The sequence below is a fragment of the Bacillus sp. G1(2015b) genome (assembly GCF_001482475.1).
In the GTDB taxonomy this organism is placed as follows: domain Bacteria; phylum Bacillota; class Bacilli; order Bacillales; family Bacillaceae; genus Bacillus; species Bacillus safensis.
Genome location: NZ_LKIC01000029.1, coordinates 1 through 12,912, shown reverse-complemented (window position 1 = coordinate 12,912; position 12,912 = coordinate 1). Strand labels below are relative to the sequence as shown.

Annotated in this window: 16 protein-coding genes; 6 read left to right on the top strand and 10 right to left on the bottom strand. The window is 40.7% G+C overall.

What is annotated here, in order from left to right:
* Positions 1 to 52: 52 nt before the first annotated feature.
* The 6 genes from AMR95_RS16515 to AMR95_RS16490 form a co-directional block, all read right to left on the bottom strand.
* A complete protein-coding gene (locus AMR95_RS16515) occupies positions 53 to 487 on the bottom strand; it encodes a BrxA/BrxB family bacilliredoxin (protein ID WP_058838893.1) in 435 nt (144 codons plus the stop codon).
* A gap of 81 nt (positions 488 to 568) precedes the next feature.
* Positions 569 to 2,245, bottom strand: coding sequence for a dihydroxy-acid dehydratase (gene ilvD / locus AMR95_RS16510; protein WP_024422739.1), 1,677 nt, complete (start codon positions 2,243 to 2,245; stop codon positions 569 to 571).
* A 307-nt stretch (positions 2,246 to 2,552) separates the two neighbouring features.
* The gene (locus AMR95_RS16505) at positions 2,553 to 3,689 is read right to left on the bottom strand and encodes a conserved virulence factor C family protein (protein WP_058838892.1); all 1,137 of its coding nucleotides are present in this window, start codon (positions 3,687 to 3,689) and stop codon (positions 2,553 to 2,555) included.
* Positions 3,690 to 3,719: 30 nt separating this feature from the next.
* Positions 3,720 to 4,343, bottom strand: coding sequence for an HD domain-containing protein (locus AMR95_RS16500; protein WP_058838891.1), 624 nt, complete (start codon positions 4,341 to 4,343; stop codon positions 3,720 to 3,722).
* 1 nt (position 4,344) lies between these two features.
* Entirely contained in the window at positions 4,345 to 4,827 is a 483-nt protein-coding gene (locus AMR95_RS16495; RefSeq protein ID WP_041085791.1) for a glutathione peroxidase, read from the bottom strand.
* 74 nt (positions 4,828 to 4,901) lie between these two features.
* Positions 4,902 to 6,584, bottom strand: coding sequence for a formate--tetrahydrofolate ligase (locus tag AMR95_RS16490; protein WP_058838890.1), 1,683 nt, complete (start codon positions 6,582 to 6,584; stop codon positions 4,902 to 4,904).
* A 139-nt stretch (positions 6,585 to 6,723) separates the two neighbouring features.
* Between AMR95_RS16490 and metA the strand changes: the two genes are divergently transcribed.
* Together metA and AMR95_RS16480 are read left to right on the top strand one after the other, a co-directional pair.
* Entirely contained in the window at positions 6,724 to 7,632 is a 909-nt protein-coding gene (gene metA / locus AMR95_RS16485) for a homoserine O-acetyltransferase MetA (protein WP_058838889.1), read from the top strand.
* Between the two features lie 227 nt (positions 7,633 to 7,859).
* Positions 7,860 to 9,011 carry a diglucosyl diacylglycerol synthase gene (locus AMR95_RS16480; protein ID WP_024422744.1) on the top strand — a complete coding sequence of 384 codons (1,152 nt, stop codon included), beginning with the start codon at positions 7,860 to 7,862 and terminating at the stop codon, positions 9,009 to 9,011.
* A gap of 33 nt (positions 9,012 to 9,044) precedes the next feature.
* Here AMR95_RS16480 and AMR95_RS16475 read toward each other — a convergent pair whose 3' ends face one another.
* Positions 9,045 to 9,746 carry an AIM24 family protein gene (locus AMR95_RS16475; RefSeq protein WP_058014857.1) on the bottom strand — a complete coding sequence of 234 codons (702 nt, stop codon included), beginning with the start codon at positions 9,744 to 9,746 and terminating at the stop codon, positions 9,045 to 9,047.
* Between the two features lie 263 nt (positions 9,747 to 10,009).
* Between AMR95_RS16475 and cspD the strand changes: the two genes are divergently transcribed.
* Complete coding sequence (cspD, locus tag AMR95_RS16470; RefSeq protein WP_024422747.1) at positions 10,010 to 10,210, top strand: cold-shock protein CspD; 201 nt, start codon at positions 10,010 to 10,012, stop codon at positions 10,208 to 10,210.
* Positions 10,211 to 10,261: 51 nt separating this feature from the next.
* Here the strand turns inward: cspD and AMR95_RS16465 are convergent, their stop codons facing one another.
* The 3 genes from AMR95_RS16465 to AMR95_RS16455 all read right to left on the bottom strand — a co-directional run bounded on the left by AMR95_RS16465 (position 10,262) and on the right by AMR95_RS16455 (position 11,469).
* Complete coding sequence (locus AMR95_RS16465; protein ID WP_039179402.1) at positions 10,262 to 10,444, bottom strand: hypothetical protein; 183 nt, start codon at positions 10,442 to 10,444, stop codon at positions 10,262 to 10,264.
* Positions 10,445 to 10,613: 169 nt separating this feature from the next.
* Positions 10,614 to 10,796, bottom strand: coding sequence for a zinc-finger domain-containing protein (locus AMR95_RS16460; RefSeq protein WP_024422748.1), 183 nt, complete (start codon positions 10,794 to 10,796; stop codon positions 10,614 to 10,616).
* 1 nt (position 10,797) lies between these two features.
* Positions 10,798 to 11,469, bottom strand: coding sequence for a ribonuclease H family protein (locus AMR95_RS16455; protein WP_058838888.1), 672 nt, complete (start codon positions 11,467 to 11,469; stop codon positions 10,798 to 10,800).
* A 94-nt stretch (positions 11,470 to 11,563) separates the two neighbouring features.
* Here AMR95_RS16455 and AMR95_RS16450 point away from each other — a divergent pair, with 94 nt between their 5' ends.
* Genes AMR95_RS16450 through AMR95_RS16440 form a run of 3 tightly spaced genes read left to right on the top strand, consistent with a single transcriptional unit; the run spans position 11,564 to position 12,818 of the window.
* A complete protein-coding gene (locus AMR95_RS16450; protein WP_041085802.1) occupies positions 11,564 to 12,253 on the top strand; it encodes a queuosine precursor transporter in 690 nt (229 codons plus the stop codon).
* A gap of 1 nt (position 12,254) precedes the next feature.
* Entirely contained in the window at positions 12,255 to 12,650 is a 396-nt protein-coding gene (locus AMR95_RS16445; RefSeq protein WP_039179411.1) for a reverse transcriptase-like protein, read from the top strand.
* Positions 12,651 to 12,692: 42 nt separating this feature from the next.
* Entirely contained in the window at positions 12,693 to 12,818 is a 126-nt protein-coding gene (locus AMR95_RS16440) for a hypothetical protein (RefSeq protein WP_003215584.1), read from the top strand.
* The last annotated feature ends 94 nt before the right edge of the window (positions 12,819 to 12,912 follow it).

Sequence of the window (12,912 nt, the reverse complement as noted above, 5' to 3'; positions counted from 1 at the left end):
ATGATCAAGAAAAAATGCCCTGATGTGATCACAGGACATTTCAACATGTGTATTAGCAATGTTTTTCGAATGCAGATAAGACGTTTTTCATGATGTCTTCCATTTCATGACCTTCAATTTCGTCACGCGGAATAAAATGAACAAGTTCATTTCCTTTTAAAAGTGCCATAGATGGAGACGATGGCTCTTCGCCTGTGAAGTATTCTCTCATTTTTGCCGTTGCTTCCCTGTCCTGGCCAGCAAAAACTGTAACAATTCGATCTGGTGTTTTTTCTGCCTTCATCACAGCTTGTGTAGCAGCTGGACGTGCTAATCCGGCAGCGCACCCGCATACAGAATTGACAACCACAAATGTCGTTCCTTCTCTTTCTTGCATCGTTTGTTCTACTTCTTCTTCCGTTGTTAGTTCTTGAAATCCTGCACTTGTCAGCTCTTGACGCATCGGTACAACGAGCTGCCGCATGTATTCTTCATATGCCATTGACATAAAAAAGCCCCCTCTATAATCCTTATGTTGTGAATAAAGGATACTATAGAGAGAGCCAATTTTCAAATGTTCGATATCAGATTAAATTTTCATGATTCCGCCTGTATTGGCTGATGTCACAAGTTTTGAATATCTAGCAAGATAACCCGTTTTTACTTTTGGCTCAAAGCCTTTCCAGTTTGCTTTTCTTCTTTCCCATTCTTCCTCTGGGACATCTACGCTTAAAATGCGCTGCTCGATATCGACAACGACATGGTCACCATTTTCAACAAAGGCAAGCGGGCCGCCCTCAGCTGCCTCTGGTGAGACGTGTCCAATAGACAATCCGCGAGAAGCGCCGGAAAAACGTCCGTCTGTAATTAAAGCAACCTTTGGTCCAAGTCCCATACCGACGATTTGTGAAGTAGGTGCAAGCATTTCAGGCATGCCAGGTCCGCCTTTAGGTCCTTCGTAGCGAATGATGACAACATGTCCTGCTTCTACTTTTCTATTAATGATGCCTTCAAGGGCTTCTTCTTGGGATTCAAATACGATCGCAGGTCCCTCATGGCGTGTGATCCCGTCTTGTACCCCGCCCGTTTTAATGATGGCTCCATCTGGCGCAAGGTTTCCAAATAAAACGGCTAAGCCGCCTTTTTCAGTAAATGGCTTATCAATTGGATAAATGACGTTATAATCTTTTACCTCATGTCCCGCAATGTTCTCGCCAAGCGTTTTCGCAGTGACGGTCATTGTATCTAAATGAAGAGCGCCTTCTTTTTTAGACAATTCATTTAGTGCGGCTGTAACGCCGCCTGCTTCATGTAAATCCTCAATATAAACATCTGAAGCTGGAGCAAGTTTCGATAAATGAGGCACACGTTCGGCTACTTCATTGATGCGTTCAAGTGAATATTCAACACCTGCTTCATTCGCAATCGCCAATGTGTGAAGAACGGTATTGGTTGAACCACCAAGTGCCATATCTAATGCAAATGCATTATCAATTGCTTTTTCAGTGACAATATCCCGTGGTTTAATATCTTTTTTGATGAGCTCCATGAGTTGTTTTGCAGACTTCTTCGCAAATTCTCTTCGCTCTGGTGATGTCGCCAAAATTGTTCCATTTCCAGGAAGAGCAATCCCGAGTGCTTCTGCCAAACAGTTCATTGAGTTAGCTGTAAACATACCTGAACAAGATCCGCAGGTTGGACAGCCAAACTGTTCTAATTCATTTAATTCCTCTTCATTGATTTTACCTGACTGGTATGCACCAACACCTTCAAAAACAGAAGAAAGAGAGATTTTTCTGCCATCACTTGTTCTACCCGCTTCCATCGGTCCGCCGCTCACAAAAACAGTCGGGATATTCACGCGCATCGCTGCCATCATCATTCCTGGTGTGATTTTATCGCAGTTAGGAATACAAACCATTCCATCAAACCAATGAGCAGATACAACGGTTTCTACAGAGTCAGCAATGATTTCACGGCTTGGCAATGAATATCTCATCCCGATATGACCCATGGCAATTCCATCATCGACGCCAATCGTATTGAATTCAAATGGAACGCCGCCAGCTTCACGAATGGCTTCTTTCACAATCTTCCCGAATTCCTGAAGATGGACATGTCCTGGGACAATATCAATATAGGAATTACATACGGCAATAAATGGCTTGCCGAAATCCTCATCCTTTACCCCCGCTGCTCTTAGTAAGCTTCGGTGAGGTGCTCTGTCGATTCCTTGTTTAATCATATTACTGCGTAGTTCTGCCATCTGTTTAAAAAGCCTCCTATACTACAAGTCTTGTTGACTGCATGATTTTGAGTTGATTTTATTTTACAAATTTTCTGTTTATTTAGCCACCTATGAATGACTGATGACTAACATGGCTGCTGAAGCAAGCGCTCAGCAAGGTTTGTGTCATAAAATCTGACCTCCAATATTCTATATTGGTACTACTATATAGAGTTTTTTCGCATATTTCAACAATATTCAAAATAATTTTTCTAAAAAAATTTTTCTGTCTATCTTTTTTAGAAAAACAAGCTGCTTTTCATTGGCAGCTTGTTCATTTTTCTCATCATTCTGATGCATTCTTTCTACTTTCTGTCATTTGCTTCCACACAGAGCCTTTCGCTTCTTCTCCATGCTCAATGCGTTCAATCGCCATTTTGACTTGAAGACTGACTTCAAACTCAGGGTCTTGCTCTGCTTCTTTTAATGCTTCAAGTGCCGTTTCGTCCCCTTCTTCATAAAGGAACATCGCTGCACGCCAGCGGACGAGCTTACTCGGGTCCTTTAATGCTGCGATCATGGCTTCGGTAGCGCTAGGGTCACCAAGGTCAGAAATACAGTCGCCAGCCGTTCTGCGGACCGTCACTGTTTTGTCCTCGAGCCCCTTATATAAAATAGGCAGAATGGCAGGATCTTCAATCATGCCAGCATTCACAACGGCTTGTCTGCGAATAGACGTTTTTGGATCCTCCATTGCTTTCATTAAAACAGGTATATCCTTTTGCTCTGGCTGCATTTGCTCTAAATGGGCAAAACGTTTTTTCCAATCTTCCTCTTGCAGCATGTCTTCTGTTACATCATATGCTTTTCGGTTCACCTGTCTATCTACAGCTTCCTGCCCTTCTTTAACTGCCTCTGTTAATCGGGCTAAACGCTCATCATCGTAGGCTGCTTGCAGCTCCTCTGTGACTTCCTGACCGATATCAGCAAATTCCCCAAAACGAACGCCATGTTCTTTCCACACACGTTCAAACACGACATTGTCTGAGCTGCTTCTAAGCTTTAAAATGGCTGCTTGAAAACGGTCAGGCATGCCAAACCGCTCTTCTCTTTCACCGTCTGACAGTTTGACCTGCATCGGAATCCCATTAAACATTTGGACAAATACTTTCACTTCACCAAATGTGTCATCGCCTGACTGCGAACCTTCTTGAAGGCCTTCTGTTTCTTGTCCAAAGGCTTCTCTGACCTGCTGTAAAATACCCTGCCAGTCAAACTTTGCATTTCGCTCGACCGCTAAGAAATCTGCGACATGATAAACCCCTTTTACACCTTCAATGCTTAAAATACGCTTGATCATTTCTGGGGCTTCGTCTTTTTGATCCTTTTTGTAGTTGTTGCTTTTACCGCCGGCAAGTGCTTCTGTCAAAATAACCTTCATGGTATTCGGACTTGGCGTCGGTTCTATGGCTGTTATTTTCATTGATATATCCTCCTTACACACATAAAGACCCTACTCATCTGTAAGGCCGCATTCTTCTTTCCATTTCTTGATAAATAAAATCATCAATTCATGCCGCTCATCAGCAAGCTGCTTCCCTGCACGAGTGTTCATCAAGTCTTTTAATTTGAGCAGTTTTTCTTCCATATGCTTTAGCACAGAGCCCTGCTGCGTGTCCTTTGTATAATGGGGCTCACCTGTTGCGCCAGCATACGTAAAAACTCTAGCGATACCGCTTGCTCCTATCGCATCCAGCCTATCCGCATCTTGAACAATAGTCCCTTCTAACGTCATCGGCCTAAACTGCTTATGCCGGTGACGAAAAGACATCGTTGTAATGATGTCCATGATGTAGCGGATATCCCTCGTATCCAATTCCCACAAAAGGAGCTGGTGCTCAAGCTGCTCCTTAGTGACTTTCCATTCACTTGACAGCTTTTCATCAATGACATCATGTACAATTGCCGCCATTTCGATGATAAAGAAAGAGCCGCCTTCCTGATGTGCAATACGGACGGCAAGCTGGCGCACACGAGCAACATGAGCCGCATCGTGTCCAGTTGGTTCATCCTTCAGCCTGTCTGAAACAAAGGAGGCAGCTGCCTCCAATTGTTTTCGCTGCATGACTGTCAGCATCTTATTTGTCCAACAGAGCGATGATTGAGCTTTCTAATTCTTTTGGTGGCGTTTTTGGAGAGAAGCGTTCAGTGACTTCTCCGTTTTGGTCCACGATAAATTTGGTGAAATTCCATTTCACTGTTTTTGTCCCAAGCACACCTTTCGCTTCACTTGTTAAATGCTTGAACAGCGGGTGCGCCTCTTCGCCATTAACATCTACTTTCGCAAACATAGGGAAGGTCACTCCATAATTCAAAGAACAGAATTCTTGAATGGCTTCTTCTCCTTCTGGCTCTTGGTTCATAAATTGGTTACACGGAAATCCTAAAATTTCAAGGCCCTTTTCATGATATTGATCATATAGCTCTTGTAATTGTTTAAATTGAGGAGTCAGTCCACATTTGCTTGCTGTGTTTACAATAATGAGCACTTTTCCTTTGTAATCTGCCATCGATTTTTCCTGACCGTTAATGGTCTTGACCTGAATATCATAAATTGACATCTCATAGCCTCCTAGGATTCACTTTTTCCTATCGTAACATGCTTCTTTTAGAAAATCGCTTTTTATGCTCCCGTTTAAAAGAGTCCTGTCACACTGCCGTCTTCTAATAAATCCATTTCGAGAGCCGCAGGTTTTTTAGGTAATCCAGGCATTGTCAAAATGCTTCCGGTTAAGGCCACAATAAATCCTGCTCCTACAGATGGCTTTAACTCGCGAATCGTAATGGTAAAGCCTTTAGGTCTGCCGATTAAAGCTGGATCATCCGAAAGAGAATATTGTGTTTTTGCCATACAAACCGGCAAATGAGCCCAGCCGTTTTCCTCAATGGCAGCCAGCTGCTTTCTTGCTTTGGATGTGAGCGTGACCCCATCTGCCCCGTAAACCACTTTGGCCACTTTAGATAACTTTTCTTCGATGGAATCGTTCTCTTCATACAAATAGGTAAAGTTGTTCTTTTTCTTTTCAATGAGTTCCGCTAGTTCCTCTGCAAGAGCTGTCCCGCCTTCGCCTCCTTCTTCCCATACATTCACGGCTTTAACTGGATGGCCATGTTTGCCGCACCAATCTTCTATCGCTTGAATTTCTTCTTTTGTATCCGTAATAAAACGGTTTACCGCGACAATATATGGAAGACCAAAAGCTTGAACGGTTTCAATATGCTTTTCTAAATTATGTATACCTTCTAATACGGCGTGTGCATTCTCTTCTTTGAGTTCGGTTTTCTTCATTCCGCCATGCATCTTTAATGCTCTCACTGTCGCCACAATGACAACTGCACCAGGTTTGAAATCACCAGCTCTTGTTTTAATGTGAAGGAACTTTTCTGCTCCAAGATCTGCTCCAAATCCAGCTTCTGTTACGACATAATCAGCTAATTTTGCTGCCATTTTGGTTGCAATTAAACTATTGCATCCATGTGCAATATTGGCAAAAGGACCGCCATGGACAAGTGCTGGGGTTCCTTCAATCGTTTGAACCAGGTTCGGCTTGAGTGCGTCTTTTAAAAGTAACGTCAGGACACCTTCATATCCAAGTGCTCCCACTGTGACTGGCTCGCCTTCTTGATTATAGGCAACAACAATAGAAGAAAGACGTTTTTTTAAGTCAGATAAGTCTTCTGCTAAACAGAGGATCGCCATCATTTCGGAAGCAACTGTAATGTCAAATCCGTCTTCTCTAGGATACCCATTTAACTGACCGCCAAGTCCGACAACAACTTGTCTTAATGCACGATCGTTTAAATCAAGCACCCGCTTCCATACAATGCGGCGCGTGTCGATGCCGAGTTCATTTCCGTGATGGATATGGTTATCAATAAAAGCAGATAAGGCGTTATGTGCAGATGTAATGGCATGAAAATCTCCTGTGAAATGAAGATTGATTTCTTCCATTGGCAGCACCTGTGAATATCCTCCGCCCGCTGCCCCGCCTTTAATCCCCATTGTAGGACCTAATGATGGCTCACGCATCGCAATGATCGCTTTCTTGCCAATTTTTTCAAAGGCTTGACCAAGGCCGACTGTTACCGTGGATTTCCCCTCACCTGCTGGCGTTGGGTTGATGGAAGTGACAAGAATCACGTGTCCTTCTTTTTGTTCCTTTAAACGGTCAGAAATAGTCAAAGATATTTTCGCTTTTGTGAAACCATAGCATTCTAATTCTTCGTCATGTAGTTGCAGCTTTGCTGCGATGTCTTGAATTGGTCTCAGCTTAGCCTTTTGGGCAATGTCAATATCTGATAAATGCTTTGTGATCATAACAAAACGGCCTCCTTTTTTTACAGAAACAGCATTCTTTTTTGCTCTATTTTTCATTGTAACATAATTGAAACATTGAAATATCGCCAGAAAGTTCCTATAATGAAGTGAAATTAGCTTTGGTTCAGGGGGTGGCGAGTTGCCTATTAACATACCAGTTCATCTGCCGGCAAAACAAATACTAGAGAGCGAAAATATTTTCGTCATGGATGAGACAAGGGCATTCAAGCAAGATATCCGTCCTTTGAATATCGTGATCTTAAATTTAATGCCAAAAAAAATACAAACTGAAACGCAGCTGCTGAGAATGCTCGGAAATTCTCCTTTACAAGTGTACTTTACGTTTTTGATTCCAAGTACACATACACCGAAGAATACGTCGAGAGAGCATCTAGATGAATTTTATACAACCTTTGAAATGATTCGCCATAAAAAATTTGATGGAATGATCATCACTGGCGCACCAATTGAGCACTTACCTTTTGAAGAAGTTTCTTATTGGAAAGAGCTGCAGGACATTTTGGACTGGAGTAAAACCAATGTGACGTCTACCCTTCATATTTGCTGGGGTGCACAGGCAGGTTTATATCACCATTACGGGATTGAAAAGATCAAGCTTCCCGAGAAAAAATTTGGTGTATTTGAGCATATTGTGAAAGAGAAAAAAGAAAGATTAGTCAGAGGTTTTGATGAAGTATACTATGTCCCACATTCTAGGCATACAGATATTAATACAGAACAATTAAAAAACACGCCGAATTTGAAAGTCTTGAGTATGTCTGAAGAAGCAGGTGTTTGTTTAATTGTTTCAGATGATGATAAACAAGTATTTTTAACTGGACATCCTGAGTATGATACAGATACATTGATGCAGGAATATGAAAGAGATTTGTTGAAACATGATACAGTCCAAAAACCTGTCCACTATTTTATAGAAGATGGTGACACATTAATCCCAGTAAATCGCTGGAAAGCCCATGCAACCTTGTTGTTTATGAATTGGCTTAATTATTATGTTTATCAAGAAACACCATACGTTTGGGAATAAAATAGACTGTGGTCTGATGATAAATCGTCAAAATGTGTTAAAATACAAATGGCTCTGTCTTCCATTATCAATTGAATCTGTTTGTTTTTTAAAATTAGTTTAATTCTTTCGTAACGAATGATATGCTCTAACTGTTTATATGTTATCTTTATGTATATGTAGACCTATGAGATTAATAGTTTCGTACGAAGTTTTGTTGTTGTTGATTACATTTGAGGTGAATATTCTTGAATACCAATAAAAAAATATTAATCTTGACCGCAAATTATGGAAATGGACATATGCAGGTAGCAAAAACACTGTATGATGAATGCAAATCCCAAGGATTTGAACATGTTGTAGTTTCTAATTTGTATCAAGAATCGAATCCCATTGTGTCAGAAGTGACTCAATATTTATACTTGAAGAGCTTTTCCATTGGGAAACAATTTTATCGCTTGTTTTATTACGGTGTTGATAAAATTTACAATAAACGCAAATTTAACATTTATTTAAAGATGGGAAATAAGCGTCTCGATGAATTAATTCAGTTACACAATCCAGATATCATCATTATTACATTCCCGATGATTGTTGTACCAGAATATCGAAACAAAACAGGTAAAGTGATTCCGACTTTTAATGTCATGACCGATTTTTGTCTCCATAAGATTTGGGTACATGAAAACATCGACCGATACTATGTTGCAACCGATTATGTGAAACAGAAATTAGTGGAAATCGGCACACATCCAAGCGATGTCAAAGTGACAGGTATTCCTATTAGACCACAGTTTGAAGCCGACGTGCCAAAATCGATGATCTATAAAAAATATGGATTATCATCCGACAAAAAAGTACTTCTTATCATGGCCGGTGCTCACGGTGTACTAAAAAATGTGAAGGAATTATGTGAGGCGCTGCTTCTCGACAGTGAAGTACAAATTGTTGTTGTATGCGGAAAGAACGCCGCACTGAAACAATCGCTTAGCGTTCTTGAGCAGGCACACCCAGATCAATTGAAGGCGCTTGGATATGTGGAACAAATTGATGAATTGTTCAGAGTAACAGATTGTATGATTACAAAACCAGGCGGCATTACTTTAACAGAAGCAACTGCAATCGGTGTCCCAGTCATTCTTTACAAGCCTGTCCCTGGCCAAGAAAAAGAAAATGCTCTTTTCTTCGAGGATTATGGCGCTGCTATTGTCATTAACAGACATGAAGACATTTTAGAATCTGTGACCAACTTGCTGCAGGACGAAGAAAAATTAGAAACAATGAAACAAAACATGAAAAAACTGCACTTAAAACAATCTTCTCAAACCATTTTGGAAGATATCGTCGAGCAGTCAGATCTCATCATGAATAACAAAACATATGCTCGCGCATTATCATAAAAAGGTGTCCGTCATTGACGGACACCTTTTTCTTTACCCTTGATTTCCATTTGTTGTGTATACTTCTTCAAACGGCTGAACGACAACAAAGCCGCTTCCGCTAAACTTCATTTGAATGGACTCTCCGCTTCCCCTGCCAATAAAGGTTTTAAAGGAAACATCTGTCACAAATTCAGTTTTTAGATCCCCTGACCACGCAACAGTCGCATTCGGATCTGTATAAACAGAGTCACCAGGCTGAACAATGAGCGTCAGCGGCTCATAATGACTTGTGATTGCAACTAAGCCAGGCCCTTCTAATTTGACATTAAATAATCCGCCTGCAAGCATGCCTGATACCTTTTTCATCAATTTGATATCCCAGCGGACAGACGGTTCAAATGCGAGCAGGTCGTTTCCATTCACAAAAATAGATTCCCCTTGGGCCAAACGGAGAATTGAGATTTTTTTGCCTTGATCTGCCACATATAATTTCCCATCACCTGTCGCCTTCATTAGTGAGGTGCCTTCTCCCGAGAGCATTTTTTTGAACATCTTTGAGACGCCGTGCTCAAAAACACCCTCACGTTCAAATTTGATTTTCCCTCGATAGGAAACCATGGAACCTGTTTTTGCCCAAATGGTGTCTGTCAAATTAATTTCTAAAAGTCTTGGTGTTTCAAGTTCGAAGACCCCTTCTCCTTTATCTTCTTGCTGCGTATTCTGAACAAATTCTTCAAGTGTATAACGATTCATGATTGCACCTCTTTCTGTATTTTTTTTATATACGGACAAGCTGCACGTTAGGTTCCGAAAAGAACGTTTTATTTTTCATTGTTATTCACCAAAAAAACAAAAAAATCAAACATTCTGCTCAAAATTTGGCTCGCCTGCTTGACGCGTTACTTTTGATGGTGTATAGTGGAACCATCATTTAACAACTGCAAAGTCGTTAGGTGATGAAAATTTTTTTTAGTATGCCCAAAAGGTGTGCTACAGTACTAGGAGGAAAAAGCAATATGCAAAACGGTAAAGTAAAATGGTTCAATAATGAAAAAGGTTTCGGCTTCATTGAAGTTGAAGGCGGAGACGATGTATTCGTTCACTTCACAGCTATCGAAGGTGACGGCTACAAGTCTTTAGAAGAAGGACAAGAAGTTTCTTTTGAAATCGTTGAAGGTAATCGTGGACCTCAAGCTGCAAACGTAACAAAACTTTAATCAACTAAATCAATGATGAAACGACAAAATAAAGAGAGGCATATGCCTCTCTTATTTGATTTTCAGCTGAATTTCAATGGCTAAAATATTTTGCTTCAGTCGTTGTTCAATTTCAGAAATATCTTTTTCGAGAAAAGGTCTTCCCTTCTTTGCTACATCTACTAGCTGCTCTAGATCGCTGTATACCTCTTGAAATGTTCGATGTAATACCGTTTCGAAATCCTTATTATTCATGCCGGCCTTCCCCTTTTCCTCTATTATCCGTCACTTAGTCAAAAAGTAACTCAACCAAAACTTTCTATAGTTATATCGGCTCATTTTTCAGAATATGTTCTTTTTTAACACATTCTATCCGTTTTTTTTCACGAGCGGATGTTTGAGTAAGGAAAACCGGGGCAGCCGCTTACTTTTTAAGCAGCGTCTGTCCGTATTCTTTTATTTTCTCTCCTACTGTGCATTGCTGAATACAAAAGGAGTGGGCGTATTTTTTGCCATATTCTTTTCGAAAGTGCTTCTTAATCAAGCAATCTGAACAATACGTGTCTTGGAGATCCGTCAATTCTTGTACTGCTGTTTTTTTATCCACATTATTCAGCTCCGTCTGCTTCTAATTTCAATTTACTTTCAATTGGGACGTCTGCAAGTATCTGCCTTGCAAGCTGATCCGCTTCTGCATTTTGTTTACGATCGATGACTTCATATGTTGGCGTAAGGCTCAGCTCCTTTAAAGCCGCTTCAATCCGGTCGAGCCATTTGTTATGTATATCATCATAACAAGGCCATTCTCCTTTTAATTGATTCATGACAACAAGTGAATCGCCTCTAATCGTGACAGAATTTCTGCTTGCCCCAAGGTCTTTCAAAGCTTTTACTGCCTCAAATAAAGCTGCATACTCCGCTTCATTATTGGTGATTCCTTGGAAGGGCTGATTTTTTCTCAAACGATAAGCATCTTCTCCGAGCTTATAGTAGACGACAACCCCAAGGCCAGAGTCGCCTGTTTCTTTGTGAAAACTTGCATCAAAATAGACCTGAAGCTGATCAGGTTCAAGCTTTAGTTCTTCATTTAGCTTTTCAAGTTCTTTAATAGACCACATCGCCCCTTTTTCATCTTCAAATGATAGGAGTGACTGTGGTTCTTTTTTATCGATATGTTTTGCTAAAAGCAAGGCCTCTTTTAGCTCCATCCAATCTTCTTGGAAAAAAGCAATGGACCCAATCGATTTCACTTTCATTGTATAGTGCGCTCTTAATTTCATTGATCACATCGCCTTCCCGTGCTTTTAAGGTAAACGTTCGTTATGCTATAATCAAAAAGTTACATTTTACAATGAGAAAGGAAGTTCATGTCACTTGTTTAATGAAGGTATTTGGATCTTATTTGCGATCATTAATTTTATCATTGTTCTTCTATTTTATAAAGGATTTGGCAAGATGGGCCTTTTCGTCTGGATTGGCTTTGCGACGGTTGCTGCAAATTTACAAGTGGTCAAAACCGTTGAATTGTTTGGCTTAACGGCAACACTTGGAAACATTTTATATGGCAGTGTGTTCTTTGCAACGGACGTATTGAATGAAAAATATGGACAAAATGAAGCGAGGAAAGCTGTCTGGATTGGCTTTGCCACCCTTTTAACACTAACCGTTGTCATGCAGGAGGCTTTGCTTTTCCATCCCGCTCCATCTGACATTTCTCAAACATCGCTCGAAACGATATTTGGCTTTATGCCAAGGGTCGCACTTGGCAGTCTTGCTGCTTATATCATCAGTCAAATGTTAGATGTTTATGTATATTCGTTTATTCGGCGGATATTTCCTTCCGATGGTGCGCTTTGGGTGCGCAACGCTGGAAGTACGATGATCAGCCAGCTGCTTGATACACTGATCTTCACAACCATTGCCTTTCTTGGCACCTATCCATTTCATGTATGGATCGAAATCTTCATCACGACTTATGTGATTAAATTTATCGTGGCCGCGATTGGGACACCATATGCGTATGCAGCGAAAAGAATGGTTCCGCTTGATGAAAGGGTGAAATAAATTGCCAGCTGAAATATACATTGATGGTGCTAGCGCAGGTAATCCAGGTCCTTCTGGCATCGGCATTTTCATTAAATATGATGGAAAGGCAGAATCTTTCTCGATTCCTCTCGGATCAATGAGCAATCACGAAGCAGAATTTTCCGCTCTCATTGAAGGGATGAAAATCTGCGTAGAAAAAGGACTGCGTTCCGTTTCATTTCGAACAGATTCACAGGTAGTTGACCGTGCGGCCAATGCAGGATTTGCTAAAAATCCAGCCTTTCAGCCTTTTATAAAAGAGATGATCGAGCTTCAACGGCAGTTTGATTTATTTTTCATTAAGTGGATTCCAAGCAAGGAAAATCAAGTAGCTGATCAGCTCGCTAGAAAAGCGATTCACCTTTCTAAAGGATGAATCGCTTTTTTTCGGTTATGCTAATGTATGAGGTGATACTGATTGGATAAAGAGAATAAAGGTCGTGTCACAAATGGGACAACCCCTCAAGGTGATGCGCAAACAAAAGATAAGCAGCCACTATCTCAGCTCGAAAATAGAGCGAAGAAAAGCAATACAAAAAGATGACCTTAGAGATCAGCTTAGCTGATCTCTAACAAAGGGCTAAAATGATTTTTATTTTAGTCCTTTGTCTTCTTTTCAGCGTGATAGAAAACCTTTG